Annotated in this window: 26 protein-coding genes and 1 tRNA gene; 5 read left to right on the top strand and 22 right to left on the bottom strand. The window is 71.3% G+C overall.

Annotation, left to right across the window (positions count from 1 at the left end):
* Positions 1-9 precede the first annotated feature (9 nt).
* The 6 genes from ACTHMF_RS05540 to ACTHMF_RS05515 form a co-directional block, all read right to left on the bottom strand.
* The gene (locus ACTHMF_RS05540) at positions 10-1,224 is read right to left on the bottom strand and encodes a glycoside hydrolase family 3 N-terminal domain-containing protein (RefSeq protein ID WP_440316626.1); all 1,215 of its coding nucleotides are present in this window, start codon (positions 1,222-1,224) and stop codon (positions 10-12) included.
* Between the two features lie 17 nt (positions 1,225-1,241).
* Positions 1,242-2,105, bottom strand: coding sequence for a carbohydrate ABC transporter permease (locus ACTHMF_RS05535; RefSeq protein WP_440316646.1), 864 nt, complete (start codon positions 2,103-2,105; stop codon positions 1,242-1,244).
* Positions 2,106-2,242: 137 nt separating this feature from the next.
* Positions 2,243-3,193 carry a carbohydrate ABC transporter permease gene (locus ACTHMF_RS05530; RefSeq protein ID WP_314149370.1) on the bottom strand — a complete coding sequence of 317 codons (951 nt, stop codon included), beginning with the start codon at positions 3,191-3,193 and terminating at the stop codon, positions 2,243-2,245.
* A 102-nt stretch (positions 3,194-3,295) separates the two neighbouring features.
* Positions 3,296-4,672 carry an extracellular solute-binding protein gene (locus ACTHMF_RS05525; protein WP_440316625.1) on the bottom strand — a complete coding sequence of 459 codons (1,377 nt, stop codon included), beginning with the start codon at positions 4,670-4,672 and terminating at the stop codon, positions 3,296-3,298.
* Positions 4,673-4,716: 44 nt separating this feature from the next.
* Positions 4,717-6,429 (bottom strand): glycoside hydrolase family 13 protein, encoded by a 1,713-nt coding sequence (locus tag ACTHMF_RS05520; RefSeq protein WP_440316624.1) that lies wholly within the window; start codon positions 6,427-6,429, stop codon positions 4,717-4,719.
* Positions 6,430-6,557: 128 nt separating this feature from the next.
* Complete coding sequence (locus ACTHMF_RS05515; protein ID WP_440316623.1) at positions 6,558-7,574, bottom strand: LacI family DNA-binding transcriptional regulator; 1,017 nt, start codon at positions 7,572-7,574, stop codon at positions 6,558-6,560.
* A gap of 76 nt (positions 7,575-7,650) precedes the next feature.
* Here ACTHMF_RS05515 and ACTHMF_RS05510 point away from each other — a divergent pair, with 76 nt between their 5' ends.
* The gene (locus tag ACTHMF_RS05510; protein ID WP_440316622.1) at positions 7,651-8,484 is read left to right on the top strand and encodes a UbiA family prenyltransferase; all 834 of its coding nucleotides are present in this window, start codon (positions 7,651-7,653) and stop codon (positions 8,482-8,484) included.
* Here the strand turns inward: ACTHMF_RS05510 and ACTHMF_RS05505 are convergent.
* A complete protein-coding gene (locus ACTHMF_RS05505) occupies positions 8,466-9,854 on the bottom strand; it encodes an MFS transporter (RefSeq protein ID WP_314149365.1) in 1,389 nt (462 codons plus the stop codon). The genes ACTHMF_RS05510 and ACTHMF_RS05505 overlap by 19 nt on opposite strands.
* Before the next feature lie 65 nt (positions 9,855-9,919).
* Between ACTHMF_RS05505 and ACTHMF_RS05500 the strand changes: the two genes are divergently transcribed.
* The gene (locus ACTHMF_RS05500) at positions 9,920-10,561 is read left to right on the top strand and encodes a hypothetical protein (protein ID WP_440316620.1); all 642 of its coding nucleotides are present in this window, start codon (positions 9,920-9,922) and stop codon (positions 10,559-10,561) included.
* Positions 10,558-10,764 (top strand): DUF6186 family protein, encoded by a 207-nt coding sequence (locus tag ACTHMF_RS05495; RefSeq protein ID WP_314149363.1) that lies wholly within the window; start codon positions 10,558-10,560, stop codon positions 10,762-10,764. Before ACTHMF_RS05500 ends, ACTHMF_RS05495 begins: the two co-directional genes overlap by 4 nt.
* On the opposite strand, the gene ACTHMF_RS05490 is transcribed toward ACTHMF_RS05495, so the two are convergent.
* The 12 genes from ACTHMF_RS05490 to rplU all read right to left on the bottom strand — a co-directional run bounded on the left by ACTHMF_RS05490 (position 10,761) and on the right by rplU (position 20,755).
* A complete protein-coding gene (locus ACTHMF_RS05490) occupies positions 10,761-12,059 on the bottom strand; it encodes an LCP family glycopolymer transferase (protein ID WP_440316619.1) in 1,299 nt (432 codons plus the stop codon). The two genes, ACTHMF_RS05495 and ACTHMF_RS05490, sit on opposite strands and share 4 nt — an antisense overlap.
* A 71-nt stretch (positions 12,060-12,130) precedes the next feature.
* A complete protein-coding gene (locus ACTHMF_RS05485) occupies positions 12,131-13,453 on the bottom strand; it encodes an LCP family protein (RefSeq protein ID WP_440316617.1) in 1,323 nt (440 codons plus the stop codon).
* Positions 13,454-13,584: 131 nt separating this feature from the next.
* Positions 13,585-13,657 (bottom strand) — tRNA-Ala (locus ACTHMF_RS05480).
* 102 nt (positions 13,658-13,759) lie between these two features.
* A complete protein-coding gene (gene rsfS / locus ACTHMF_RS05475; protein ID WP_314149828.1) occupies positions 13,760-14,137 on the bottom strand; it encodes a ribosome silencing factor in 378 nt (125 codons plus the stop codon).
* Positions 14,138-14,165: 28 nt separating this feature from the next.
* Complete coding sequence (locus tag ACTHMF_RS05470; RefSeq protein WP_440316616.1) at positions 14,166-15,386, bottom strand: hypothetical protein; 1,221 nt, start codon at positions 15,384-15,386, stop codon at positions 14,166-14,168.
* A 131-nt stretch (positions 15,387-15,517) separates the two neighbouring features.
* Positions 15,518-16,123: a nicotinate-nucleotide adenylyltransferase gene (gene nadD / locus ACTHMF_RS05465; RefSeq protein WP_314149442.1), complete on the bottom strand. Its 606-nt coding sequence runs from the start codon at positions 16,121-16,123 to the stop codon at positions 15,518-15,520.
* 11 nt (positions 16,124-16,134) lie between these two features.
* Positions 16,135-16,371: a hypothetical protein gene (locus tag ACTHMF_RS05460; RefSeq protein ID WP_314149441.1), complete on the bottom strand. Its 237-nt coding sequence runs from the start codon at positions 16,369-16,371 to the stop codon at positions 16,135-16,137.
* Between the two features lie 57 nt (positions 16,372-16,428).
* Complete coding sequence (locus tag ACTHMF_RS05455; RefSeq protein ID WP_440316615.1) at positions 16,429-17,697, bottom strand: glutamate-5-semialdehyde dehydrogenase; 1,269 nt, start codon at positions 17,695-17,697, stop codon at positions 16,429-16,431.
* Between the two features lie 9 nt (positions 17,698-17,706).
* Positions 17,707-18,519: a glutamate 5-kinase gene (gene proB, locus ACTHMF_RS05450; RefSeq protein ID WP_440316614.1), complete on the bottom strand. Its 813-nt coding sequence runs from the start codon at positions 18,517-18,519 to the stop codon at positions 17,707-17,709.
* Complete coding sequence (gene obgE / locus ACTHMF_RS05445; RefSeq protein ID WP_440316613.1) at positions 18,516-20,075, bottom strand: GTPase ObgE; 1,560 nt, start codon at positions 20,073-20,075, stop codon at positions 18,516-18,518. Before obgE ends, proB begins: the two co-directional genes overlap by 4 nt.
* Before the next feature lie 82 nt (positions 20,076-20,157).
* Complete coding sequence (gene rpmA / locus ACTHMF_RS05440; RefSeq protein ID WP_314149437.1) at positions 20,158-20,415, bottom strand: 50S ribosomal protein L27; 258 nt, start codon at positions 20,413-20,415, stop codon at positions 20,158-20,160.
* 31 nt (positions 20,416-20,446) lie between these two features.
* The gene (gene rplU, locus ACTHMF_RS05435) at positions 20,447-20,755 is read right to left on the bottom strand and encodes a 50S ribosomal protein L21 (RefSeq protein WP_055916382.1); all 309 of its coding nucleotides are present in this window, start codon (positions 20,753-20,755) and stop codon (positions 20,447-20,449) included.
* Positions 20,756-21,019: 264 nt separating this feature from the next.
* Here rplU and ACTHMF_RS05430 point away from each other — a divergent pair, with 264 nt between their 5' ends.
* Complete coding sequence (locus ACTHMF_RS05430; RefSeq protein WP_440316612.1) at positions 21,020-21,298, top strand: DUF4031 domain-containing protein; 279 nt, start codon at positions 21,020-21,022, stop codon at positions 21,296-21,298.
* A 242-nt stretch (positions 21,299-21,540) separates the two neighbouring features.
* On the opposite strand, the gene ACTHMF_RS05425 is transcribed toward ACTHMF_RS05430, so the two are convergent.
* Complete coding sequence (locus tag ACTHMF_RS05425) at positions 21,541-24,087, bottom strand: Rne/Rng family ribonuclease (protein ID WP_440316611.1); 2,547 nt, start codon at positions 24,085-24,087, stop codon at positions 21,541-21,543.
* A gap of 318 nt (positions 24,088-24,405) precedes the next feature.
* On the opposite strand from ACTHMF_RS05425, the gene ACTHMF_RS05420 reads away from it, so the two are divergent.
* Complete coding sequence (locus ACTHMF_RS05420) at positions 24,406-25,023, top strand: vitamin K epoxide reductase family protein (RefSeq protein ID WP_440316610.1); 618 nt, start codon at positions 24,406-24,408, stop codon at positions 25,021-25,023.
* Between the two features lie 276 nt (positions 25,024-25,299).
* On the opposite strand, the gene ACTHMF_RS05415 is transcribed toward ACTHMF_RS05420, so the two are convergent.
* Both ACTHMF_RS05415 and ndk read right to left on the bottom strand, forming a co-directional pair.
* Positions 25,300-25,521, bottom strand: a complete 222-nt coding sequence (locus tag ACTHMF_RS05415) for a hypothetical protein (protein ID WP_440316609.1) — start codon at positions 25,519-25,521, stop codon at positions 25,300-25,302.
* A gap of 190 nt (positions 25,522-25,711) precedes the next feature.
* Positions 25,712-26,134, bottom strand: coding sequence for a nucleoside-diphosphate kinase (gene ndk / locus ACTHMF_RS05410; protein WP_440316608.1), 423 nt, complete (start codon positions 26,132-26,134; stop codon positions 25,712-25,714).
* Between the last annotated feature and the right edge of the window lie 7 nt (positions 26,135-26,141).

Genomic DNA, 26,141 nt, shown 5'->3' with positions numbered 1-26,141 from the left:
GTTGACGCGTCACCGCTGAGGCGCGAGCGAGCGGCGCAGCTGGAGCACCGCACGGGCGTCCGCGTCGATCGTCGACGCCGGGATCGCGCCCCTGACGACCGCGGCGACGACCGCGTCGATCATGGCGGCGGGGTCGGTGCCGGAACCCTGCACCATCAGGATCATCGTGTTGCCGGCCGCGAGCGCCTGCACCGCGTTCGCCCCCGCGTCCCGGTACTGCGGCAGCCCGGTGTCCTGCAGCATCCGCATGTCGTCGGTGATGGTCACGCCGTGGAAGCCGAGGTCGTCCGCCAGGATGCGGTGCCAGGCCGGCGAGAGCGACGCCGGGCGCGCATCCACCCCGCTGTAGACCAGGTGGCCGAACATCACGAGCTCCGCGCCCGCGTCGATACCCGCGCGGAACGGGGGCGCGTCCTGCGCCGCCCAGCGCGCCGCGTCCACCGGCGCGGTCGGCACGGTCAGGTGCGAGTCGGCGTCGGTCTCGCCGTGCCCGGGGAAGTGCTTGATCGTGCTGAGCACCCGCCCGCGCTCCCCCGTCACCGACGCCGCGACCCGCGCGGCGGCGGACGCCGGGTCGGTCCCGAGCACACGCCCGAAGATGAACGAGGACGAATCGGCGGTCACGTCGGCGACAGTGCCGAAGTTCACGTTCACCCCCGCCTGCTCCAGCAGCGCCGCGCGGGCCGCGAAGGCGTCCTTCGTCGCCTGCGGCGGCCGGCCGCGCAGGACCTCGGCGCCCGGCGAGCCGTCCCAGGGCAGCCGGGTGACGTCGCCGCCCTCCTCGTCGGTGCCGATCAGCAGCGGCAACTCCGGGTCGGAGGCGCACGCGGCGGCGGTCTGCGCGGCGAGGGCGGCGGGTGTCGCGGGGATGTTGTCGCCCATCAGGATCAGCCCGCCGAGCCCGTAGCGGTCGGCGAAGGCCCGCAGCGCGGCACCGTCGGTGCCCGGTCCGTGCAGGATGAACAGGCTCGCGACCTCCTGCCGCAGCGTCATGTTCGCCAGCCGTGCGTCCGCGTACGCGGCGACCGGGTCGGGCGAACGCGTCGCGGTCGCAGCCGGCGTCGGCCGGGCCGACGCCGAGCCCGGCGCCGCGGACGCCCCGCCCGTGGCCGTGGCCGTGGGTCGCCCGGCTCCGGCACCCGCCGCGCACCCCGCGAGCGTCGCCGTCAGCGTCGCGGTCAGGGTCGCGGCGACCACCGCGGGGAACCATCGGGAGCGTCGCATCCCAGCGATGGTAGCCCTCAGCCCTTGACGGCACCTCCGAGCCCGGCGCTGCGCAGGAACAGCCCCTGGAACACCAGGAACAGCACGATCGGGATGAGCGTGGAGATCGCCAGCGCCGCGAGGTACACGTCCAGCTGGATCGCCGCCTGCAGGGTCGGCAGCCGCACCGACAGCGGCTGGATGCCGGGGTCGCGCAGCACCAGCAGCGGCCAGAGGTAGTCCTTCCACGCAGCGATGATCGCGAACACCGACACGACGCCGAGGATCGGCTTGGACATCGGAAGGACGATCGACCAGAACAGCCGGAACGGTCCCGCCCCGTCGGTGCGCGCCGCCTCGAACACCTCGCGCGGCAGGTTGTCGAAGAAGCGCTTGACCAGCACCAGGTTGAACGCGCTCGCGCCCGCGGGCAGCCAGACCGCCCAGAACGTGTTGATCAGCGACTGGCCGAGCAGCGGCGGGTTCAGGATCGTCAGGTACAGCGGGACCAGCAGCACCACCGACGGCACGAACAGCGTGCACAGGATGAGCCCGTAGAGCACCTTTCCGTACTTCGGCCGGAGCACGCTCAGCGCGTAGCCCCCGGTGGTCGCGACGATGACCTGCATCGCCCACGAGCCGGCCGCGACCCAGATCGTGTTCATGAACTGCACGTCGATGTGCACCGTCGACCACGCCGTCGACAGGTTCGCCCAGTCGACGCCGTTCGGCCAGAGCGCCATCGGCGTCTTCAGCGTGTCGGCGGTGGGAGTGATCGCCGACTTCGCCAGCCACAGCAGTGGTCCGAGCCCGACGACCAGCAGGACGACCAGCAGCACCGCGTTGATCACCCCGCTGGAGACGCGCACCCCGCGCCGGCGCCGGTCGGAGACGGAGAGGATGCCGCGGTCGCCGTCGTCGGCGGACCGGCGGCGGCGCCGGGGCGGGCGGCCGCCCGGCGCGCCGTCCCCGTCGAGCTGCTCGCCGGCGACATCGGTGAGGACGCGCCGCACTTCGGGCGGGGTCTGGGTGGAGGTGGTCAATTCTGGCTCCAGGACTTGGTGAGGCGGAAGTAGACGAGGGAGAGCACGGCGAGGAACGCCGCCAGCATGAGGCTGAGCGCGGTCGCGGCGCCGTAGTCGCCGCCCAGCGAGTTCTGGAACGCGTAGCGGTAGATCAGCAGCAGGATCGTCACGGTCGAGTCGACCGGCCCTCCCCCGGTGAACAGGAACGGCTCCAGGAACACCTGCGCGGTCCCGATGATCTGCAGGATGAGCGTGATCAGCAGGACGCTGCGCAGTTGCGGCAGCGTCACGTGCCAGATCTTCCGCCAGATCCCGGCGCCATCCACCTCGGCCGCGTCGTACAGCTCCGGCGCGACGCCGGTGATCGCGGCCAGGTAGATGATGATCGTGCCGCCCGCCGCCGCCCAGGTCGCCTCGACGACGAGCGAGGGCATCGCCTGGGTGGCGTCCTGGATCCACGGCTGCGGTGGGATCCCCACCCACCCGAGGATGGTGTTGAAGACGCCGGTCGGCCGCGCGTCGTAGAAGAACTTCCACAGCAGCACCGCCACCACCGGCGGCACGACGACCGGCAGGTAGGCCAGCGCGCTGTAGAGGCCCTTCGCGCGCTTGACCTCGCTCATCAGCACCGCGGCGACGAGCGGGATCGGGTAGCCGAGGATGAGCGCGAGGAAGGCGAACCAGGCGGTGTTGCCGACCGCCGTCCAGAACAGCGGGTCGTTCACCACCTGCACGAAGTTGTCCCAGCCGACCCAGGTGGGCGCCGAGACGAGGTTGGTGTGCTGGAAGCTCATCACGACGCTGCGGACGATGGGCCACCAGGAGAAGACGCCGAAGATCACGAGCATCGGCGTGAGGAACAGGAGGGTCGTCAGCCCTCCTCCCCTGATCCAGGTGAGCGGGCTCCGCCGCGGCCGGCTTCTCGCGGCCGCCTGTGTGGGGCGGGGTCGGTCGATCGCTGTCATGCGCAGGTCCTTCTGTGCGGGTGCCGGCGGGAGGCGCGTCGCTGACGCGGCCTCCCGCCGGCGGGGGGTGAGGTGCCCGGCCGTGCCGGGAAGGGGGTCCGGCTACTTGTCCGCGTCGACGAGCTTCTGGATATCGCTGTCGACCTTGCTGAGCAGCGCGTCCACGTCCGCGTTCTTGTCGGTGAGCACCGCCTGGACGACGGAGTCGAGCGCGCCGTACAGCTCCTGGGTGTGCTTGTTGGGCTCCGGGACGAGGTTCGCGTCGAAGATCGCGTCCGTGAACGGCGCGACGTTCTCCTGCGGGACGTTGATCTCCTCCTTGATCCACTCCATGTTCTGGTCGTAGGTGGCCTTGTCGAACACCGGGAGGGTCGGGACGCCGACCGGCTGGCCCGACTTCACCAGCACCTTGGCGTCGGCGACGGCCTGGTCCTCGTTGAGCAGCTTCTGCATGTAGTAGAAGTCGATCCACTTCACCGCGGCCTCCTTCTGGGCCTGCGACGACTTGGGGCTGACCGCCGCGACGTTGCCGCCGCCGAGCACGCCGGCGTCCTTGTTGCTGCTGTCGATCGGCAGCATGGTCAGCCCGTAGTTCTTCGGGTCGACCGCGTTCTGCTGCACGAGCGTGGTGAGCACGTCGGAGCCGGACGGGTACATCGCGACCTGGCCGGCGCCGAACGCCTGGTTGATGCCGCTCCAGTCGAGCAGGAAGTTGCTGCCGACCGAGTTGTCCTCCCAGCGGAGGTCGTGCAGCCACTGCAGCGCCTCCTTGGTCACCGGGTTGTTGGTGGTGACCGTCGTCTTCCCGCCGTCGCTGGTCTCCATCCGGCCGCCGCGCGCGTAGACCGTCGTGGTCAGCTCCCAGCCGCCGGTGTTGCCCTGCGTCATCTGCATGTAGCCGGCGACGCCGGGGACCTTCTCGGCGATGGTCTTGGCGTCGGCGCGGACCTCGTCCCAGGTCGTCGGCGGCTTGTCCGGGTCGAGCCCGGCCTTCTGGAAGAGCTCACGGTTGTAGGAGAGCCCCATCGCGTACGGCCCGTACGGGATCCCGTAGATCTTGTCGCCCTGCTTGGCGACCGCGAGGACGTTCTCGTTGAACGTGTCCGCGTACGGCAGCTTCTTCACCTCGGCGGTGATGTCGGCCAGCTGGCCGGCCTGCAGCAGCGACTGGGAGTCGGTGAAGGGGACGTTGAAGACGTCGGGAAGGGTGCCGCCCGCGAGCTGCGTCGCGAAGGTCGGGCCCGTCCACTGGTACTCCTCGGACTTCACGACGATGTCGGGGTTCGCCTTCTCGAACTCCTTGACGCGGTCGTCGAAGGCCTTGAACGCGGCCTTGTCGCTGCCGGGGATGAGGCTGGCGACCGTGATGTGGACCTTGCCGTCGCCGGAGTCCGAGCCGGACGACGAGCATCCGGCCAGGAGCCCCGCTCCGGCGATCGTGACCGCGGCCACCGCCGCGATCGTGCGTGCTGACTTCATTGTCGGTGACGTTCCTTTCATTCAGTGGTGAGGTTCTCCGGCGGCTAGTGCTGTGTTCTGAGCCACGCCGTGGAGTCGGAAGGCAGCTGGCCGCCGGCGAGCGGGCTGCTGCTGAGCAGGATGGCGACGTGATCGGGCAGGTCGACCGGCGCCGCCGAGAGGTTGGTGACGGAGACGAAGCGCTCGCCGCGCTCGAAGACCAGCACCCCGTCCGGGGCGTCCCGCCAGGTCAGCGGTCCGTCGCCGAGCCCCGGCTCGCTCCGCCGCAGTCGCAGCGCCTGGCGGTAGAGCCAGAGCATCGAGGACGGGTCGCTCTGCTGCGCCTGGACCGTCAGCGCCGCCCAGGACGCCGGCTGCGGGAGCCACGGCTCCGCCGTCGCGCCGTCGGGGCTGAAGCCGAACGGCGGCGTGAGGCCGCGCCACGGCAGCGGCACCCGGCAGCCGTCCCGTCCGGGGTCGACGCCGCCGGAGCGGAAGTGCATCGGGTCCTCGATCCGGTCCTCGGGCAGGTCCTCGACCTCGGGCAGGCCGAGCTCGTCGCCCTGGTACAGGTAGAGCGACCCCGGCAGCGCCGCCGTGAGCAGGGCCGCCGCCCTGGCCCGCCGGGTGCCGACGGCGAGGTCGGTGGACGTTCCGCGGCGCTTCGTGGCGAATGCGAACGAGCTGTCCTCTCGCCCGTAGCGGGTGACCGGCCGGGTCACGTCGTGGTTGGACAGCACCCACGTGCTCGGTGCGCCGACCGGGGCGTGCGCCGCGAGGGTCTGGTCGATGGACGCGCGCAGCTGGCGCGCATCCCACGGCCGGGCCAGGAAGTCGAAGTTGAAGGCGGTGTGCAGCTCGTCCGGGCGCAGGTACTTCGCGAACCGGTCGATGTCCGGCAGCCAGATCTCGCCGACGAGGACGCGGGTGCCGGGATAGGAGTCAGCGAGCCGGCGCCACGAGCGGTAGATGTCGTGGAGCTCGTCCCTGTCCTGGTTCGGGTGCTCCCCCGGTCCCGGGTCGGCCGGCACCTCCGGCAGCGCCGCGTCCTTCACGAGCAGGGCGGCCGAGTCGATGCGCACGCCGGCGACGCCGCGGTCGAACCAGAACCGCAGGATGTCCTCGTGCTCGGCGCGCACGTCCGGGTGCTCCCAGTTGAGGTCGGGCTGCTGCGGGCTGAACAGATGCAGGTACCATTCGCCCGGCGTCCCGTCCGGGTCGGTGGTCCTGGTCCAGGTGTCGCCGCTGAAGTTCGACGGCCACCTCGTCGGCATGCCGTCGCCGTTCTCGCCGCGGCCGGGCCGGAACCAGAACCGCTCGCGCTCGGGCGAGCCGGGACCGGCGGCCAGCGCCGCCTGGAACCAGGGGTGCTCGTCGGAGACGTGGTTGGGGACGACGTCGATGATCGTGCGGATGCCCAGCGCAAGGGCCTCGGCGATGAGCGCCTCCGCCTCGGCCAGGTCGCCGAACGCCGGGTTGATCCTGCGGTAATCGGCGACGTCGTAGCCGCCGTCGGCCAGCGGGGAGGCGTACCACGGCGTGAACCAGATCGCGTCGACGCCCAGGTCGCGCAGGTAGCCCAGGTGCTGCCGGACGCCCGCCAGGTCCCCGACCCCGTCCCCGTTCCCGTCCGCGAAGCTGCGCGGGTAGACCTGGTAGATGACGGCGCTGCGCCACCACTGCGGATCGTCGGCCGGGGCGGGTGCGGCCGGCGCCGTCGCTGCGCTCGCGGTCGCTACGGGCGCGGCGGTCTTGCCGGCCAGCACGGAGAGGTCCACGGTGAGCCCTTCGCTCTGTGCGACCCCGGGCGGGGTCGGCGTTGCTCACCGAATGTAGCTATCGCGACAGAATGACGCAAGAACTAAACAATACGCAATTCGTTTGCGTACATTTGCGCCGAATTGCGTTACGAGACCGCGTGCGTCGCCGGTCCGGTCGAGCCGCGGACGACCAGCTCCGGCTCGAAGAACAGCTCGTCCCTGATCGCCGAGTCGCTCGAGATCTGCCGCAGCAGCAGCTCGATCACGGTGCGGCCCATCGGCTCGATCGGCTGACGGATCGTCGTCAGCGGCGGCTCCGTGCAGTTCATCAGCGCGGAGTCGTCGTAGCCGACGATCGACACGTCGCCCGGCACCGACAGCCCGGCCCGCCGCGCCGCGCGGATCGCGCCGAGCGCCATCGGGTCGCTCGCGCACACGATCGCGGTCACCCCGGCGGCGAGCAGCCGCGCCGCCGCGGCCTGCCCCGCCTCCAGCGAGTACAGCGAGTTGACCACGAGGCTCTCGTCGAACTCCTGCCCCCAGCCGGCCAGGATGCGCCTGGCCGCCTCGAGCTTGCGCTGCGACGGGACGTGGTCGCGCGGCCCGAGCAGCAGACCGATCCGCTCGTGGCCGAGCGAGCGCAGGTGCCCGAGCGCCTGCGCCGTCGCCACCGAGTCGTCGCAGGACACCGTCGCGAAGTGCAGGGCGTCCACCGGCGCGTTGACGAGCACCGTCGGCAGGTGCAGGTCCGCCAGGCGCGCATAGTGCTCGTGGGAGGCGTCCTGCTGCGCGTACGCCCCGCCGACGAACACCACGCCGGACACCTGCTGCTGCAGGAGCAGCTCGACGTAGTCCGCCTCGGAGATGCCGCCTGCGGTCTGCATGCACAGCACCGGCGTGTAGCCGTTCTGCGCGAGCGCACCGCCGATGATCTCGGCGAACGCGGGGAAGATCGGGTTCTGCAGCTCCGGCAGGACCAGGCCGACAAGGCGCGCGCGCTCGCCGCGGAGCTTGCTCGGCCGTTCGTAGCCCAGCACATCCAGCGCCGTCAGGACCGCCTGCCGGGTGGCGTCGGAGACCCCCGGCTTGTCGTTGAGCACGCGGCTCACGGTCGCTTCGCTCACTCCGACCTTGCGCGCCACCTCGGCGAGACGTTTCGACATGCCCACAGTGTACGCAAATCCTTGCAGATCGACGCAAGCCCTTTGCAGCATCCACCCGCGGGCCTACGATGACGCCATGGCGAACAAGCCCCTCTCCCTGCTGCTCGCCAGTCACCCCGGCCCGACCGCCGTCGTCACGGTGATCGCGACCGGCCTCGGCATCGGCCTCGGCTACCCGCCCGCCCGCCTGCTCGTGCTCGCCGTCGCCATCCTGCTCGGCCAGCTCTCGATCGGCTGGTCGAACGATTGGCTCGATGCGGCGCGCGACCGCTCCGTGCTGCGGGCGGACAAGCCGGCGGCCCGCGGCGACATCCCGGTCCCCGTGGTGCGCGCGTCCGCGTTCGTGGCGGTCGCCACCGCACTGCTGGCGACGGTCGTGCTCGGCTGGGCGGCGCTCGCGGCGCACACGGTCGCCATCGCCGGAGGCTGGGCCTACAACCTGGGGCTCAAGCGGACCGCCTTCTCCTTCGTCCCGTTCGCCGTCAGCTTCGGACTGCTGCCCGCGATCGCGACCCTCGGCCAGGAACACCCGGCCTGGCCGGCGCCCTGGGTGCTCGTCGCCGGCGCGCTGCTCGGCGTCGCCGCGCACATCACGAACGTGCTCCCGGATCTGGCCGACGACGCCCGCACGGGCATCAGCGGGATGCCGCACCGGCTCGGCGCGCGGCGCAGCGGCGTCCTCGCGTTCGGCTGCCTCGCCGTGGCGACCGCGCTCGTCGCGTTCGGTCCCGGCCTTCCGGTGCGCCCGCTGCTCGTCGCCGGGCTCGCGATCGGGCTGGCCGCCGCGGTCACCGGCGTCGTGCTCGTGCTGCGGCGCAGCCCGACGCGGCTGCTCATGCAGCTCATCATGACGTGCGCGATCGTCGACGTCGCGATGCTCGCGCTCGCCGGTCAGTCCATCACGGTCTGAATCGGCTCAGCCGCCGGCTCGTGGTTCCTGATCCCGATCGCCGAGACCACGCCGCCGACGATCAGCAGGCCGGCGGTCGCGAGCATCGCCCGGTGCATCCCGTCCACATCCAGCTGCTGGCCGATGATGATGCCGGCCATCGCGACCGTGATCAGTCCCGCGATGCGCGAGACCGCGTTGTTCACGGCGGAGCCGATGCCCGCCTGGCCCGGGTGGATCGAGCCGAGGATGGCGCTGGTCAGCGGCGCCACCGTCATCGAGAGCCCGACGCCGAACAGCAGGACGCCGGGAAGCAGGTTGAACCAGTAGTCGACGTGCGAACCGAGCAGCAGCATCCAGAGGAAACCGGCGGAGGCGACGATCGGGCCGACCGCCATGAAGAACCGCGGCCCGTAGCGGCCGGCGAGACCGCCGAAGTAGCCGGAGAGCAGCAGCATGCACAGCGTCGAGGGGATGAACACGAAGCCGGCGACCGTCGCCGCGAAGCCGACCACCTGCTGCAGGTAGAGCGTCACCATCAGCGGCCCGAACGACAGAGCGCCGTACACGAACGCGGTCGCCAGGTTGCCGACCCAGAAGTTGTGCACCTGGAACAGCCCGAGCGGCAGCATCGGCTGCTTCACCCGGGTCTCGGCGATGAAGAAGCCGACGAGGGACGCGATGCCGATCACGAACGGGATCCACACCCGCGGGCTCCCCCAGCCGTACGCGCCCTGCTCGATCAGGGCGAACACGGTGCCGGCCAGACCGATCGAGCCGAGCACGGCGCCGAGGATGTCGACCCGTCCCCCGCTCCCGGTGTCGCTCTGCCCGAGCGTGAGCATCAGCAGCAGCGTGATCGCGATCGGGATGACGTTGATCACGAACACCCAGCGCCAGGACAGCGTGTCGACGAAGATGCCGCCGATCACCGGGCCCGCGATCATCGCGATGCCGGTCCACGCCGTCCACCGGCCGATCGCCTTCGCCTGCGCCGCCCCCTCGAACGTCGAGATGATGATGGCGAGCGAACTCGGCACCAGCAGCGCGCCCGCCACGCCCTGCAGCGCTCGCGAGACGACGAGGAACACGCCGTTCGGCGCGAACGCGCACAGCAGCGAGGTCACCAGGAAGCCGATCAGGCCCGCGTAGAGCACGCGCTTGCGGCCGAACACGTCGGACAGCGAGCCGGCGATCAGGATGAGCGAGCCGAGCGTCACCAGGTAGGCGTCGACCACCCACTGCTGCAGTGGGAGTCCGCCGCCGAGCTCCTTGTCGATGGCGGGCAGCGCGACGTTGATCACCGCGCCGTCGAGGAACGCGACGAAGCTGGCGAGGATGGCGACGACGAGGACCCGGAACTGCAACGACGACATCTTCTCCCGGGCCATCCCCTCATTCAACGACCCCGATGCGGATGCGCGCAAGCGCCGTCGCCTCGGCGTATCGTGACGACGTGTCGCAGCAGCAGCGTCCCATCCCCGCATCCCGCGGCCCGCACCGGCTTCGCGCCGAGGTGCTGACCCGGCTCGCCTGGCTCGGTGTTCTGCTGCTGACGAGCCTGTTCCACGCCGTCCGCGGGGCCCCGCTCGACGCCGGCATCTACGCGGCTGGCGCGGCGGTGCTCGCATTGGACAGACTCGGCTGGCTGCGCATCCCGCTCCGGCTGCGTGCCGACAGGGACACCGTGCGTCGGCGCGTTCTCGCCGGCGTCCTGATCGCGGTCGCCGCGCTGACACTCGCCGTCACCCCGCTCTACAGCGCCGCCGACACCGCGATCGTCGTCGGTCTGGGAGTCCTGCTGCTGCCGGTCGCGTGGGCGGATCGCCCGGGGCCGGCCGGAGGCGCCGGCGACGCCGCCGAGCGCGCAGCGCTGCGCAGGGCGGCGATCGCCTGGTCCGCCGTGATCGCGGCGGGCTGCCTGTGGGAGCTGGCCGCGTTCTTCCTCGGCCGCGGTACGCCGGGCGGAATCACCGACTACCCCGCCCTCTCCGATCTCACCGATCCGCTGCTGGCATGGCCGCCCGCGCGCGCAGTCCTGGTCGCGTGCTGGCTGCTCGGCGGTTACGCGCTGGTGCGCAGGGGGTGGGCGCGGTGAGGGAGGTGACGATCGCCGGGTTCGTGCTCTGCGGGGCGCTCATCGTCCTTCTCGTCGTGCGATCCCGCCGCGACCCGCTGCGCAGTGCGCGACTCGGTTCCCTGCTCGACGTCGTGATGACCGACCGGGCGGCGCGGATCACCATCCTGCTGTTCTGGTGGTGGCTCGGCTGGCACTTCCTCGCCGTGCCGCCGGCGCCCTAGTCCTCCACCCGGCCTTTCGCGCAGGTCTGCTGCGCAGCGGTCTGTCCGGTGACGGTGTCCGGAAGTGCCCCGTCGCCGCCCGGCGTCGCAGGGGCCGAGGTGGACGGCCCCGGTCCGCCGGGCGCGTCCGCGCCTGCCGACGGCGTGGCGGGCGCCGGGCCGCCGGCGCTCGGCGGCGTCGCGCCGCCCGCTCCCTGCTGCGCCGCCACCGCCCGGCCCGGCGCACCGCTCAGTTTCAGCGGGCGGTCGGCGACGAGCGCGGCGCTCACGGCGGCGGCCGCGGACTCGTCCGGCACGACGCGGTTCGGGTCGTCCGGGTCGTCCACCACCGGGTACTGCAGGAACACGATGTTCTCCAGGCCGGTGTTCTTCACGGCAAGGGCGATCTGGACGAGCGTCGTGGGGTTGCGCAGGGTGTCCGACGGCGTGATGTTCGCCACCGCTGCCTTCGCCAGCGCGTACAGCTTCACCGGGTCGCCGAGCACCCCGCCGTTCACGATCTTCCGCGCGAGAGCGGACAGGAACACCTGCTGGCTGCTGATCCGGGACAGGTCGCTGGCGTCGCCGACGCCGTGCCGGGAGCGCAGGAACGACTGCGCCTCCGCGCCGACCAGCGTGTGCTCGCCGGCCGAGAGATCGAGCGCGGGATGGGTCCTGGTGTCCCGCATCGGCGACGCCAGGCACACGGTCACGCCGCCGACGGCGTCGGAGAGCGCCGTCACCCCCGCGAAGTTCACGACCGCCCCGAACGGGATGTCGAGGCCCGTGAGCCGGGAGACGGCGAGCACGACGCACGAGAGCCCGCCGTCCGTGAGCGCCGTGTTGAACTGCGCGGTGTGCGGAGCACCGTTGGCCGGATCGGAGCAGTCTGGCAGCTCGGTGACCAGGTCGCGCGGGAAGCTGACGACCGCCGCGCTGCGGTGGTCGGCGGCCACGTGCAGCAGCATGGTCACGTCGTTGTGACCAGCTCCGCCCTCCGCCTGGTCCTCCGGGTTGTCGTACGGGCCGCCCAGGCCCTCCCTGCTGTCCGTGCCGACCAGGACGAGATTGATGCCGCCCTTCAGCGCGCCGACGTCCGGCACGTCCTGCTGCGTCCCTCCCCCGAGCTTGCTGAGGGCCGCGCCCGGCTTCACGGACCGCGCGACATCCCACACGCCGTAGGCGGCGACGCCCGCCGCTGAGAACAGCAGGACGCAGACGGCGATGCCGAGCAGCCGGAGCGCCGAGCGCGGCCCGGTGCGCGGGGCGAGCCTGCCGTGGCGCGCGATCTCCGGCTCGTGCGTTCGGTCGACCATGCCCAGACCCTATCCCTGGGAAGGCGCTTCCCCGGGCGGGCTCCTGGCTGATTGCCAGGTGCGGCGGCAGCCTAGTCGTTGCCCTTGGTGCAGGTCTGCTGCGCGGCGGTCTGGCCGGTGACGGTGTCCGGCAGCTCGACCGTCCCGGCGCCGGTCGGCGTGGGGGTCGGAGCGCCCGGCGCGGGGGGCGTGGTGGGAGTGCCGGTCGACGTGTCCGCCGGCGGCGCGGTGTCGGTCGGCGCCGGCGTGTTCGTGGCGTTCGGGTCCTCCGCCGCGCGCCCCGTGCTGCCGGTCAGCTTCACCGGCTGGTCCTTGACGAGAGCCTCGTTCACGGCGTCCGCCGCGTAGCTCGGGATCACCCGGTTCACGTTGTCGGGGTCGCCGACCGTGGGGTACTGCAGGAACACCATGTTCTGCAGGCCCGTGTCCTTCACCGCCAGCGCGATCTCCACGAGCGTCGTCGGGTTGCGCAGCGACTCGGACGGCGTCACGTTCGACACGACCGCCTTCGCCAGTGCGTAGAGCTGGACGGGGTTCGCCAGCACGCCCCCGCTGACGATCTTGCGGGCGAGCGCGGAGAGGAACACCTGCTGGTTCGAGATGCGGCCGAGGTCGCTGCCGTCGCCGACGCCGTGCCGCGAGCGCAGGAACGACAGCGCCTGGTCGCCGACGAGGGTGGAGTCGCCGGCAGGGAGGTCGAGCGGCGGGTTCGTGTACTCGTCGACCACCGGGGACGCCAGGCACACCGTCACCCCGCCGACGGCGTTGGAGAGCGCGCTCACCCCGGCGAAGTTCACCGTCGCCGCGAACGGGATCTGCACCCCGGTCAGCTGCTCGACGGTGAGCACCACGCACGCGAGACCGCCGCGCGAGAGCGCCGTGTTGAACTGCGCGTAGTCGGAGCCGTACACCGTCCCCTGGCCGTCCGGCGACGGGCAGTCCGGGATCTCCACCATCAGGTCGCGCGGGAAGCTGACGACCATCATGCTCTTGTGGTCCTGGGCGATGTGCAGCAGCATCGTCACGTCGTTGTTGCCGGCGCCGCTGCTCGCGTCCTGCTCCTCCGAGCTCTGGTAGATCCCGCCGAGACCCGTGCGGCTGTCCGTGCCGGCGAGCAGGAGGTTCACGCCGCCGTCGATCGCGCCCACGTTCGGGATGTCCTGCGGCAGCGCGGTGTGGCCCGGTAGCGCGACCAGCTTGACGCCGGTCTGCACCGAACGGGTGACGTCCCACACGGCGTACGCGGCGACCGACACCGTGCTGACGAGCGCGACGGCGACGACCCCGGCGAGCAGCTTCGCGACACTGGACACCGCACGCCTGCGGGGCAGCCGGCCGTGGCGGACCGCTGGTGCGCCCTTCGCGCGCTGGTGGCGACGTGGCAGATCGGTCATCCCGGCCTCTCCGGTACGAACAGGTGGCTGGGCAGAATCCTACCGACTGGTCGCGTCTGCAACGTTGCGCGGTACGGTGCGCCCGACGGACGCGAAAAAGCCCGGTCCGCGTGGACCGGGCTTCTCTCGGGTGGATCTGAGGGGACTCGAACCCCTGACCCCCTGCATGCCATGCAGGTGCGCTACCAGCTGCGCCACAGACCCGTTTCGTTTTCCCGGAGCTCTCCGGGGCAACTCATTCAGCTTACTACACGCGGGCAGCCCTGCGAAAATCGGCGCGGCATCCCGGGCGTGTACGCCGGCCCGTCACTCGGCGGGCTCGTGCACGGGCAGCTCGACCGGGATGACCGGGCAGTCCTTCCAGAGCCGCTCGAGCGCGTAGTACATGCGGTCCTCCTCGTGGAAGACGTGCACCACCAGGTCGCCGAAGTCGAGCAGCACCCAGCGGCCCTCCGCCTTGCCCTCGCGGCGCAGCGTGCGGACGCCGGCCTCGTTGAGCCGGTCCTCCACCTCGGACGCGATCGCGATCACGTTGCGCTCGACGCGGCCGGAGACCAGCAGGAACGCGTCCGTCAGGGGCAGCGGCCCCGAGACGTCGAGCGCGACGGGATCCGAGCCGCCCTTCGCGTCGGCGGCCGCGGCCGCGATCTGCAGGATGTCCCGGGCGTGCTGGGATGCGGTCACAGAAGGTCCTTCATGGTCGGGCTCGTCATCAGAAGAGGTGGAGGGCGTACGCGGCCACCAGGAGGCCGATCACGCCGACGGCGAGGACGCCCGCCGTCACCATCAGGACGATCGGGAGCGTATTGCCGCGCTTCTTGGGAGGGGTGATCACGCCGCGCGTCGACGTGTGCGAGCTGATCGCGCGCGACGCCCGGACCGGGGCCACCTCGGAGGTGTTGAACTCGTTCTCCTCGTCGTCGAGCAGGCGGTCGATGTCGGACGAGTCGATGTGGTCGGGGTGCGCGCCGGTGGCGCCGAGCGCGCGAGGCAGGTCGATCGAGCCGGTGACCAGGATCTCGCCGGTGCTGGTCAGCGGGCCGGTCGCGTCCGCCTGCGGCAGGCTCGGCAGGATCAGCGCGTTGGTGGTGGTCGCGGCCGTCGAGTGGGCGACGTTGCGCGAGGTCACGGGAGCGTTCTTGTCGTCGAGCTCCGCCGCGGTCGACCAGTGGCCGGTGGGCGGGGTGAACGGACGGCGCTCCTCCGGGGAGGCGGCGGGCGCGTCCGGCGCCTCGGCGTCCGGCTTCTTCTCGTCCTTCCACGGCGTCGGGATGCCGAGCGCCGTGAAGGCGGAGGTCGCCGACTGGGTCACGGTCGCGTCCGGCCCGTTCGACGCGCTCGCCGGGGCGGGCGTCGCTGCGGGAGCGGACGACGCTCCCGCGCTGAACGGCCAGGCGGTCTTGGCGCTGGTGTCCGGTGCGGCGGGTGCCGACGGCGCGGCCGGCGCCGCAGCGGCGGGGGCGGCGGGCGTGGCATCCGCGTCCGGCGTGAAGGTGACGGGGAAGACGGCGTCGGTGACCGGCGCCCCGTGGTTGGCCTGCTGGTTCGCCTCCTGCGCCTGCAGCATCGCGCGCAGCTCGCGGCGGGTGAGCGTCCGCTCACCCGTGCCGCCGGCGGTCGTCGCGGCGGGCGTCGGGGTCACGACCCCGACCGGCTGGGTCACCGGCTCCGGGGTCTCCGGGTCGGAGGCCTGACGGAAGAGTCCGGATCCGCTCTGGGGCTCGTCGCGCTTCGCGGGGGATGCGCCGCGGCCGGCGTCGAAGACCAGGTCGTCGAAGCCGCCGGAGCTGGACGCGGGCCGGCTGGGGCTGTGCACGCCGGGGTCGGCGAACGCGGTCGCGGGGATGGCCGGGGCCTCCTGAGCGGGCGCGGGCGGCACCTGCTGCTCGTCGGCGGGCGCCTCCTGAGGCTCGGCACGGAACGTCGTGGTCATCTCGGGGATCTCCCCCGCCGGCGTCGGTTCGGCCGTTCCGGCACGTCGTGCCGCCTGCCGCTCGTTCTCCCGAGCCTGCCGCCGTGTCTGAGGCGGCTGGCTCGCATTCGTCGGCTGTTCAGGCCACAAACTCATGCCACGCTCCGATACAAGTGGTGTTTGGAGATGTACTGTACGACGCCATCAGGTACGAGGTACCAGACCGGGAATCCCCTGCTCACCCGGCTCCGGCAGTCAGTGGACGAGATCGCCAGGGCCGGAACTTCCAACAAGCTTACGTCTTGTTTCGGCAATCCAGAAATACTCAAGTCATGTCCCGGACGACTCACAGCAACGAAGTGCGCCAGCTTCCAGAGCTCCTCGACATCCCGCCAGCTGAGGATCTGCGCGATGGCGTCCGCGCCCGTGATGAAGAACAGCTCGGCGTCCGGTCGCTCCTCGTGCAGATCGCGGAGCGTGTCGATCGTGTACGTGGCGCCGGCGCGGTCGATGTCGACCCTGCTGACCGTGAAGCGCGGGTTGGAGGCGGTCGCGATGACCGTCATGAGGTAGCGATGCTCCGCCGGGGTGACGGCGCCCTTCTGCCAGGGCTGGCCGGTGGGGACGAAGACGACCTCATCGAGGTCGAAGGACTGCGCGACTTCGCTGGCGGCGACCAGGTGGCCGTGGTGGATGGGGTCGAAGGTCCCGCCCATCACGCCGATGCGAGGGCGGCGGCTCTTCTCCGTCAGCTCCATGCCGCGGCGGCTCAGTGTCCCTGGGTCGGGTGCCCGGTGCCGTGGTGGGTCGCGCCGGGCGCGCCGGCGTGGCTGGCCGCGTCGGCCGCGGAACGGTGGCTGTGCCGGTTGGCGACGTCCTTGTAGCTCCAGGTGACGCCGAGGAGCAGCAGGAAGACGACGATGGCGATGGCGCCGAACGCCCACGTGGGCATCGGCAGCTCGACGTGTGCCTCCGCTGCGGCGAGGACGGTCGTCAGGTGGGACATCGTGTTCGTTCCTTTCGGTGCGCTGTGGCGCGAAGCCTGATCCAGTCTAGCGGGCGGTCACGCGCGGATCTGACCCGACCCGCGCACGATCCACTTGGTGCTGGTGAGCTCGGGCAGCCCCATCGGGCCGCGGGCGTGCAGCTTCTGCGTGGAGATGCCGACCTCCGCGCCGAAGCCGAACTCGCCGCCGTCGGTGAACCGGGTGGACGCGTTGACCATCACCACGGCGGAGTCGACCTCGTTCAGGAAGCGCTCCGCGTTCGCGAGGTCGTTCGTCACGATCGCCTCGGTGTGCTGCGTGGAGTAGCGGCGGATGTGCTCGATCGCCGCGTCCAGGCCGTCCACCACCCTGACCGAGATGTCGAGGCTCATGTGCTCCGTCGCGTAGTCCTCCTCGGTCACCGGGACGCCGCCCGGCGCGAACGGCAGCGCGGTCTCGTCGGCGTGGATGGTGACGCCGGCGTCGGCGAGGGCGCCGAGAACGGGCGGCAGCAGGCGCTCGGCGGCCGAGCGGTGCACCAGCAGCGTCTCCACCGCGTTGCAGACGCTCGGGCGCTGGACCTTGGCGTTGCGGACGATGTCCACCGCCCAGTCCTCGCGGGCGCTCTCGTCCAGGACGATGTGCACGACCCCGGCACCGGTCTCGATCACCGGGACCGTCGACTCGGTGACGACGGTGCGGATCAGGTCGGCGCTCCCCCGCGGGATGAGGACATCGACGAACCCGCGGGCGCGCATCAGCTCCGCGGCGCCCTCTCGGCCGAAGTCGTCGATCGTCTGCGCGGCATCGGCCGGAAGTCCGGCGGTCGCGAGCGCGTCCTGGATCGCGCCGACGAGCACGCGGTTGGTGTTGATCGCCGCGCTGCCGCCCCGCAGCACGACCGCGTTGCCGCTCTTGATCGCGAGGGCCGCGATGTCGACGGTGACGTTCGGCCTGGCCTCGTAGATGGCGCCGACGACACCGAACGGCACCCGCACCTGGGTGATCCTGACGCCGTTCGGAAGCGCGCTGCCGCGCACCGCCTGGCCGACGGGATCGGTCAGCCCGACCACCTCGAGCACCGCGTCCGCGAGCGACTGCAGGCGGGCGGGGGTGAGCGTGAGGCGGTCGAGCAGCCCGGTGCTCAGTCCGTTCTCACGGCCGTTGGCCACATCGAGCTCGTTCGCGGCGAGGATCTCGTCCGCGGACGCGAGCACGCCGGCGGCGATCGCCGAGAGCGCGGCGTTCTTGCGCTCGGTGGTGGCGGTCGCGAGCTCGATGGAAGCGCGCTTCGCCGCGCTCAACCGGTCGGAGAGGGTGGTGGCGGCGGAGGTGGTCTGCGACATGGGTCAAGTCTAGAACGCGGCGACGTCGGCGTCCTCGGCCGACGGTGCGGGGGCGAACCAGGTGCCGACCGGCTCGCCGCGCAGCGCCTCGGAGACCAGTGCCGTGGCCGTCAGGATCACGGCCGTGCCGCGCTCGGCGGCCTGCCGGGCCGCGGACACCTTCGTCAGCGCACCGCCGGTGCCGACGCCGGAGAGCCCGGTCGCGCCGATCTCGACGCCCTCGAGCCCGTCGTCCCAGCCGACCTCGGCGATCCGTTCCGCGCCGGGCTCCTGCGGCGGCCTGGTGTACAGCGCGTCGACGTCGGAGAGCAGCACGAGCAGGTCCGCCTCCACCAGCAGCGCGACGAGCGCCGCGAGCCGGTCGTTGTCGCCGAAGCGGATCTCGTGGGTCGCGACGGTGTCGTTCTCGTTGACGATGGGCAGGATGCGCAGGTCGAGCAGTCGCTCCATCGCCCGCTTCGCGTTGCTGCGGTGCGTCGGGTTCTCCATGTCGCCCGCGGTGAGCAGCACCTGGCCGGCGACGATGTCGAACCGGTCGAGGCTGTCCTGGTAGCGGTAGATGAGCACGTTCTGGCCCACGGCCGCCGCCGCCTGCTGCGTGGCGAGGTCCGTGGGCCTGGACTCCAGCTGGAGGTACGGAATGCCGGTCGCGATGGCGCCGGAGGAGACGAGGATGACCTGGGTGCCGCGGCCGTGGGCCTCGGCGAGGGCGTCGACCAGCGGCCCGATCTGTCCCGCGTTCTCGCCGCTGATGGACGAGGAGCCGACCTTGACGACGATTCGTCGGGCGGCGGGGACCTGGCTGCGGTCGTCGATGGTCATTCCCTGCCCGTCTCCTCGCTCTCGGCCTCGTCGGCGGCCGCGTAGTCGTCGTACTCGTCGTCCTGCCAGAGGCCGGCCTCGCGCTCGCGGAGCAGCTCCGCGCGCGCCTCGGCCTTGGCGTCCATCCGGTCGAAGTAGTCCTCGCGGCGCTGCGCGCGGGTGGGCCGGTTGTTCGCGTCCAGGCGGGCGTCGCTTCCGCGCGGGGAGGTGATGAGCTCGGCGGTGGAGGTGAGCGTCGGCTCCCAGTCGAAGACGACGCCGTTGTCCCGGCCGATCACGACCGTGGAGCCGGCGACGGCACCCGCCTTCACCAGCTCGTCCTCGACGCCGAGCTTCGCGAGCCGGTCGGCGAGGTAGCCGACCGCCTCGTCGTTGGCGAAGTCGGTCTGGGCGACCCAGCGCTCCGGCTTGACGCCGAGGATCCGGTACACGGGGCCGTCCGATCCGCCCTCCGCCTTCACGGTGAAGCCGGACTCGTTCACGGCCTTCGGCCGCATCACGATCCGCGGCCGCGCCTCCTCGACGGCGGCCTGGGCCTTCCTGGCCTCCTCGACCAGCTCGGCGAGGGCGAAGGACAGCTGACGCAGGCCCTCGTGGCTCACCGCGGAGATCTCGACCCCGCGGTCGCCCCGCGCCTCGAGATCGGGGCGGACGAAGTCGGCGAGCTCCTTGGCGTCCGGAACGTCGACCTTGTTGAGCGCGATCAGCTGCGGGCGCTCCAGCAGCGGCGGCTGACCCTCCGGCACCGGGTACGCCGCGAGCTCGCCGAGGATGACCTCGAGGTCGCTCAGCGGGTCGCGGCCCGGCTCCAGGGTGGCGCAGTCCAGCACGTGCAGCAGCGCGGAGCAGCGCTCGACGTGCCGCAGGAACTCGAGGCCGAGGCCCTTGCCCTCGCTGGCGCCCTCGATCAGGCCAGGCACGTCCGCGATGGTGTAGCGGACGTCGCCCGCCTGCACGACGCCGAGGTTCGGGTGCAGCGTGGTGAACGGGTAGTCGGCGATCTTCGGCTTGGCGGCCGAGAGTGCGGCGATCAGGCTCGACTTGCCGGCCGACGGGTAGCCGACGAGCGCGACGTCGGCGACCGTCTTGAGCTCGAGGAGGACGTCGCCCTCCCAGCCGGGCGTGCCGAGCAGCGCGAAGCCGGGCGCTTTGCGCTTGGGGTTCGCGAGGGCTGCGTTGCCGAGGCCGCCGACGCCGCCGGGCGCGACGACGACGCGCATCCCCGGCTCGGTCAGGTCGGCCAGCTCCTCGCCGTCCGCGGTCTTGACGACCGTCCCGACGGGCACGGGCAGCTCCAGGTCCTCGCCGGTGTGGCCGCTGCGGTGGTCGCCCATCCCGAAGCCGCCGTTCTCGCTCGAGCGGTGCGGGTGCCGGTGGTAGCCGAGCAGGGTGGTCACCTGGCTGTCGGCGACCAGGACGATGTCGCCGCCGTCGCCGCCGTTCCCGCCGTCGGGGCCGGCGAGCGGCTTGAACTTCTCACGGCGGACAGAGACGCACCCGTTGCCGCCGTTTCCGGCGCGCAGGTGCAACGTCACGCGGTCCACGAACGTTGCCATGGGTACTGCTCCTAACGGTTGGGGAAAAACGGATGGGCGGGCCGAAGCCCGCCCATCCTCACGTGGTGCTGTGGTGCGAGGTTCAGACCTCGGCGGCCACGATGTTGACGACCTTGCGACCGCCCTTGTTGCCGAACTCGACGGCGCCGGCCGCCAGGGCGAACAGGGTGTCGTCGCCGCCGCGCCCGACGTTCACGCCGGGGTGGAAGTGCGTGCCGCGCTGACGGACGAGGATCTCGCCCGCGTTGACGGTCTGGCCGCCGAAACGCTTCACGCCCAGGCGCTGTGCGTTCGAGTCACGACCGTTGCGAGTGGAGCTCGCGCCCTTTTTGTGTGCCATGTCTTCTTCTCCTCGGGAGGTCCGCTAGCGGCTACTTGATGCCGGTGATCTTGACGCGCGTGAGCTCCTGACGGTGGCCCTGGCGCTTCTTGTAGCCGGTCTTGTTCTTGAACTTCTGGATGACGATCTTCGGGCCGCGCAGGTCGCCGAGGACCTCCGCCGTGACCTTCACCTTGGCGAGCGACTTCGCGTCGGAGGTGATCTTGTCACCGTCGACAAGCAGCACAGCGGCCAGCTCGACGTTGCCGTCCTTGTCGGCCTTGATGCGGTCCATCGTCACGATGGTGCCGACCTCGACCTTCTCCTGCCGGCCACCGGCGCGCACAACTGCGTAAACCACTTGTCTCTACCTTTTTCATCGGGGAACAGTTCCTCGGGCGACGCCGTGGACCTGGTCCTGCTCTTGCTGTTCGGGGAGTTACTGGCGAGTCCGTCCCCGCCGCATCGTGCAGCAGGTGGCTCTCAGAAAACCGTGCGGATGTCCGGGACACACCCGGCACACACCAACGGTCAACTTTACCCGACGCCACACACTGCGTCAATTCAGCAGGGGGCGGTGGGACCGTCCGGCAGCCATGTCGGCGCCGGTTCCTACAATCATTCTATGACGGTCCTGATCGATCCCCCGGCATGGCCGGCCCACGGCATGTTGTGGTCGCATCTGGTCAGCGACACGTCGCTGGACGAACTGCACGCCTTCGCGGCCGCGAACGGCATCCAGGCGCGCGCGTTCGACCTCGACCACTACGACGTGCCCGACCGGCGCTACGACGAACTGGTCGCCGCCGGGGCGACCCCGGTGCCGGGCAAGGAGCTGGTCCGCCGGCTCATCGCGAGCGGCCTCCGCGTCCCCGAGCGCGAACGCCGGGGACCCGGGTCCTGAGACACGCTGCCCGGTGGGCACGCGCCGCCGGTCACCTCGTGGGACCGCGTCGATTCGTGACGAATGCGCGGGATTCGCCGCGAACGGCACGCATTCGTGACGACCGGATGCGGTGACGGGACGCCCGCGCGCAGCGACTGCGCCCGGCGCGGAACGTCTGCGCCCGCGCGGAACGTCTGCGCCTGCGTGCGCAGCCGCAGACAGTCCGGACGACCGCAGTCGCGCTGCGCCGGCCCGGCCGCTCAGGACTCGGAGCCGCCGCCGGGGATCTCGCCCCCGGCGATGACCGCGGTGCTGGCACGGCGGCTGCGGCCGCGGCCCTGACCCGGCTGCTTCGGCTGCGGGAGCGCGTCCAGCACGGAGTCGAGCAGCAGCTCGGTCTCCACGACGGACGGCCGCTGCGCCGGCGCCGTGTGCACGGGCTCCGGGAGCTCGATCAGCGGAACCGCGGCGTGCGGGTCCGCCTGCTCCGCGGCGGGCTGCTCGGCTGCGGGCTCTTCGGCGGCGGTCTGCGATGCCGTCGGCTGCGCCTCCGCGGGCTGCTGGGCCGCCTCGTCCGCGCGCCGGTTCTCGCCCGACGGCTCCTGTGCGTCCTGCTTCTGCTCGGCCTGCTGGCCGCCCTTGCTCTTGCGCCTGCGCTTCTTCGGGGCCGCCTCGACGGCCTCGGCGGCCGGTGCGGCGGTCGCGGGCTCCTGGGCGGCGTCCGCGTCGTGCGGGTGGATGGTCGAGGCGGCGATCTGCGCGAGCGCGTTCTTCGCGTCGTCGGTGATGGCGTGCGTCCCGTTGCCGCTGTGCTGCTGGCTCGGGGCGGAGCCGCCGCCTCCGCCGTTGCCGCCGCGGCCGCGACGGCGCTGCTCGCCGCCGCCCTGCTGCTGCGGCTGACGGTGCTTGACGACCGGGTCGTGGTGCACGATGACACCGCGCCCCGCGCACACCTCGCAGGCCTCGCTGAAGGTCTCCAGCAGGCCGAGGCCGAGCTTCTTGCGGGTCATCTGCACCAGGCCGAGCGAGGTGACCTCCGCCACCTGGTGCTTGGTGCGGTCGCGGCTCAGGCACTCGACCAGGCGGCGCAGCACCAGGTCGCGGTTCGACTCGAGGACCATGTCGATGAAGTCGACGACGATGATGCCGCCGATGTCGCGCAGGCGCAGCTGACGGACGATCTCCTCGGCCGCCTCGAGGTTGTTCTTGGTGACCGTCTCCTCGAGGTTTCCGCCGGAGCCGACGAACTTGCCGGTGTTGACGTCGACGACCGTCATCGCCTCGGTGCGGTCGATCACGAGCGAACCGCCGGAGGGCAGCCAGACCTTGCGCTCCAGCGCCTTCTCGATCTGCTCGGTGATGCGGTACTCGTCGAACGCGTCCTTCTCGCCCGTGTACGCCTCGATGCGGTCGAGCAGGTCGGGGGCGACCTGGCGCAGGTAGTTCTCGATGGTCTGGCGCGCGTCGTCGCCCGCGATGACGAGCTTCTGGAAGTCCTCGTTGAAGACGTCGCGGATGATCTTGATCAGCAGGTCCGGCTCGCTGTGCAGGAGCGACGGCGCCTGCTGGGTCTCGACCTGCGTGCTGATGTCCGCCCACTGCGCGGTGAGCCGGTTGACGTCGAGCGTCAGCTGCTCCTCGGTCGCGCCCTCGGCCGCCGTGCGCACGATCACGCCGGCGTTCTCGGGGAGGACCTCCTTGAGGATCTTCTTCAGGCGCGCGCGCTCGGTGTCCGGCAGCTTGCGGCTGATGCCGTTCATGGAGCCGTTTGGCACGTACACGAGGTAGCGGCCGGGCAGCGAGATCTGGCTGGTCAGGCGGGCGCCCTTGTGGCCGACCGGGTCCTTGGTGACCTGGACCAGCACGCGGTCGCCCGGCTTCAGAGCGAGCTCGATGCGGCGCGGCTGGTTGCCGGTCTCCACCGCATCCCAGTCCACCTCGCCCGAGTAGAGCACGGCATTGCGGCCGCGGCCGATGTCGACGAACGCGGCCTCCATGCTGGGCAGGACGTTCTGGACGCGGCCGAGGTAGACGTTGCCGATGAGCGACGCCTCCTGCGAGCGGGCGACGTAGTGCTCGACCAGCACCTTGTCTTCGAGCACGCCGATCTGGATGCGGCCGCCCTTCGAGCGGACGATCATCTGCCGGTCGACGGACTCGCGGCGGGCCAGGAACTCGGCCTCGGTGATGACGGTGCGGCGGCGGCCGGCGTCGCGGCAGTCGCGGCGGCGCTGCTTCTTCGCCTCGAGCCGGGTGGAGCCCTTGACCTTCTGCGGCTCGGTGATCAGTTCCGGCTCACGAGGGGCGCGGACCTTGACGACCGTGTTCGCCGGGGCGCCGTCATCGCTGCGGCCGGGCTCGCCGGCGCGGCGGCGGGAGCGGCGACGGACGCTGCCGGTCGGCTCCTCCTCGTCGGGCAGGGCGGGCAGTGGCGGCAGGTCGGGCGCCTGGAAGAGCAGGGTCGTCGGCGGCAGGCCGGGCGCGGCGGGACGGCTCGCGGCCTCCTCGCCGTGCGGCTGCGGGAGCGCGGGCGGCTCGTGGGCGGCCGGGACGGCCGGTGTGGCGGCAGGCTGCGCGGCGGCCACCGGCGCGGCGGCGTCCCGCTCCTCGGCCTCGGCAGGCTCCTCGACGGGAGCGTCGGCGGCGACCTGCTCGGTCACCGCGGACTCCGGGGTGTCGGCCGACGCCGAGGCGGGAAGCCCCGCCCGCGTGGCGCGGCGGCTCCCGAAGAGCCCCCGTCGCCTGCGTCCCCCTGTCTCCGTCTCGTTGCTGGTGTTCGTGCTGTCGGTATTCTCGTTTTCCACCATCGCTGGTGCACTCCTCGACCGGCGGCGGTTCCCCGCTCGCCGGGTACTCTCCGTCGGAGGCGACTCCTTGCGGGTCCCTCCGTAATCCTTGCTCGGGCGCTGCCTGCTCGTGGCACGGCGTGCGTCCGGCTCTCTTCCTGGCCGGCCACGCGGCCGGCTTCTCACCTGGGCGCACTCGGCGCCCTCAAGCCTTCTCTTGGCGTCGTCCGGCGGGGCCGGAACGACTTCTGGCATCGATTATCGCATGTCACGGGCCACACGCCCGTCGCACACGCGCCTTCCAGGTGGGCTTGTGGGCGCACATGCCATAATCCGACTGTGTCAGACTCCCCCGCCGCGGCCGACTACCGCCGCCCCACGGCGCTCGCCGTCTTCCTGATCATCGCCGGCGTCATCGGCTTCTGGGCCGCGTTCATGCTGACGCTCGACAAGTTCGCGCTGCGGGCGAACGCCAACGCCCAGCTCTCCTGCAACTTCAACGTGCTGGTCGGCTGCGGGAAGAACCTGGGGTCGTGGCAGGGCTCGCTGCTCGGCTTCCCGAACCCGCTGCTGGGACTGGCGGGATGGACGGCGACGATCGCCGTCGGCGTCGGGCTGCTGGCGGCGACCGGCCGCTTCGCGCGCTGGTACTGGCTCACGTTCAACGTCGGCGTGGTGCTGGCGCTGGCGCTCGTAATCTTCTTGATCACCGCGTCCCTCACCGACCTGCGCGTGCTCTGCCCATGGTGCATGGTCACGTGGTCGGTCACGATCCCGACCTTCTGGGCCGTGACCCTCTACAACCTGAAATCGGGCAACATCCCGCTGCCCGAACGCGCGCGGCGCTTCTTCGGCACGCTGTACGGCTGGGTACCGGTGATCACGCTGGTGAGCTACGCGATCGTCGCGATCCTCGCGCAGCTCCAGCTCGACTGGATCCACCGGGCGTTCGTCTGAGCGGGTGCGGTCCCGGGATACGGGCGCACCCGCGCCGCGCTCGCGAAGGAGCAGACGAGTATCCGGGCTGGTCAACCAAGGAGTTCCCTCGCCGATCGCCGCGGGGTCGGGCTGCTCGAAAAGCGGCTCGCACTGGGCGAACTCGTGCGAGTCAGGGCCGTCCACGTGGTTCGGCTCGCCTGGATCCACCGCCCTCTCGCCTAACCCACGCTCGCGAGAGACACGCTCGAGCCGGCCCAGACCTGAGGCAATAGGTAGTCGAGCGCCAGCCTTCTGCTATCGCTTCGTTCGCGCCGCCTTCGTGAACACAACGGCGACGTAGGCAATCACGGCAATCGGAGTTCCGGTCGAGACGATCGGGATCAGCGCCGGGTCCAGTGTGACCCAGTACAGGATGAGCGTGGTCATCGCGAACACCCCGATGACGATGCCGATACTCGCGTAAACGGGTGTCCGAACCACACGGCGCGCATTGCGTCCCAGAGTTTCACTGTTCATGACGCCCCGCTGCGATCGGTGGTTGATCGTGCACTCATATCCCACTATGACGTACACAGTTTATTGAATCAACCATTTTACAAATGTGCAGGAACGGAGGAGATTCGGGGCTGAACAGCCCCGAACGCGGCTTGCGGAGGAGTTTCCCGGCCGGGTGGCCGAGGAACTCCTCCGCTTGTACGGGTCTCGCTCAGTCGAACCAGAGGGCGAGCTCGCGCGCGGCGGACTCGGGCGAGTCGGAGCCGTGCACCAGGTTCTGCTGGACCTTCAGGCCCCAGTCGCGTGCGAAGTCGCCGCGGATGGTGCCGGGGGCGGCGGTGGTCGGGTCGGTGGTGCCGGCCAGCGACCGGAAGCCCTCGATCACGCGGTTGCCGGCGACGCGGATGGCGACGATCGGCCCGGACTCCATGAACTCGACCAGCGGCTCGTAGAACGGCTTGCCCTCGTGCTCGGCGTAGTGCTGGGCCAGGATCTCCCGGTCGGCCTGCAGCATCCGGATGTCGACGAGCGAGTAGCCCTTCGCCTCGATGCGGCGCAGGATCTCGCCCGTGAGGTTGCGGGCGACTCCGTCCGGCTTGACGAGGACGAGGGTCTCTTCGACGGCGGTGGTCATGGGTTCT

Source organism: Leifsonia sp. (assembly GCF_051955155.1).
Lineage (GTDB): Bacteria > Actinomycetota > Actinomycetes > Actinomycetales > Microbacteriaceae > Leifsonia.
Note: the sequence above shows the minus strand (reverse complement) of the source record. Positions and strands in the feature narration are given on the sequence as shown.

What these genes read in the sequence shown, in the direction of transcription:
- ACTHMF_RS05540 (WP_440316626.1), bottom strand. Translation starts at nt 1,224, where the DNA reads ATGCGACGCTCCCGATGGTTCCCCGCGGTGGTCGCCGCGACCCTGACC.
- ACTHMF_RS05530 (WP_314149370.1), bottom strand. Translation starts at nt 3,193, where the DNA reads ATGACAGCGATCGACCGACCCCGCCCCACACAGGCGGCCGCGAGAAGC.
- ACTHMF_RS05525 (WP_440316625.1), bottom strand. Translation starts at nt 4,672, where the DNA reads ATGAAGTCAGCACGCACGATCGCGGCGGTGGCCGCGGTCACGATCGCC.
- ACTHMF_RS05515 (WP_440316623.1), bottom strand. Translation starts at nt 7,574, where the DNA reads ATGTCGAAACGTCTCGCCGAGGTGGCGCGCAAGGTCGGAGTGAGCGAA.
- ACTHMF_RS05510 (WP_440316622.1), top strand. Translation starts at nt 7,651, where the DNA reads ATGGCGAACAAGCCCCTCTCCCTGCTGCTCGCCAGTCACCCCGGCCCG.
- ACTHMF_RS05505 (WP_314149365.1), bottom strand. Translation starts at nt 9,854, where the DNA reads ATGGCCCGGGAGAAGATGTCGTCGTTGCAGTTCCGGGTCCTCGTCGTC.
- ACTHMF_RS05490 (WP_440316619.1), bottom strand. Translation starts at nt 12,059, where the DNA reads ATGGTCGACCGAACGCACGAGCCGGAGATCGCGCGCCACGGCAGGCTC.
- ACTHMF_RS05485 (WP_440316617.1), bottom strand. Translation starts at nt 13,453, where the DNA reads ATGACCGATCTGCCACGTCGCCACCAGCGCGCGAAGGGCGCACCAGCG.
- ACTHMF_RS05470 (WP_440316616.1), bottom strand. Translation starts at nt 15,386, where the DNA reads ATGACCACGACGTTCCGTGCCGAGCCTCAGGAGGCGCCCGCCGACGAG.
- nadD (WP_314149442.1), bottom strand. Translation starts at nt 16,123, where the DNA reads ATGGAGCTGACGGAGAAGAGCCGCCGCCCTCGCATCGGCGTGATGGGC.
- ACTHMF_RS05460 (WP_314149441.1), bottom strand. Translation starts at nt 16,371, where the DNA reads ATGTCCCACCTGACGACCGTCCTCGCCGCAGCGGAGGCACACGTCGAG.
- ACTHMF_RS05455 (WP_440316615.1), bottom strand. Translation starts at nt 17,697, where the DNA reads ATGTCGCAGACCACCTCCGCCGCCACCACCCTCTCCGACCGGTTGAGC.
- proB (WP_440316614.1), bottom strand. Translation starts at nt 18,519, where the DNA reads ATGACCATCGACGACCGCAGCCAGGTCCCCGCCGCCCGACGAATCGTC.
- obgE (WP_440316613.1), bottom strand. Translation starts at nt 20,075, where the DNA reads ATGGCAACGTTCGTGGACCGCGTGACGTTGCACCTGCGCGCCGGAAAC.
- rpmA (WP_314149437.1), bottom strand. Translation starts at nt 20,415, where the DNA reads ATGGCACACAAAAAGGGCGCGAGCTCCACTCGCAACGGTCGTGACTCG.
- ACTHMF_RS05430 (WP_440316612.1), top strand. Translation starts at nt 21,020, where the DNA reads ATGACGGTCCTGATCGATCCCCCGGCATGGCCGGCCCACGGCATGTTG.
- ACTHMF_RS05425 (WP_440316611.1), bottom strand. Translation starts at nt 24,087, where the DNA reads ATGGTGGAAAACGAGAATACCGACAGCACGAACACCAGCAACGAGACG.
- ACTHMF_RS05415 (WP_440316609.1), bottom strand. Translation starts at nt 25,521, where the DNA reads ATGAACAGTGAAACTCTGGGACGCAATGCGCGCCGTGTGGTTCGGACA.
- ndk (WP_440316608.1), bottom strand. Translation starts at nt 26,134, where the DNA reads ATGACCACCGCCGTCGAAGAGACCCTCGTCCTCGTCAAGCCGGACGGA.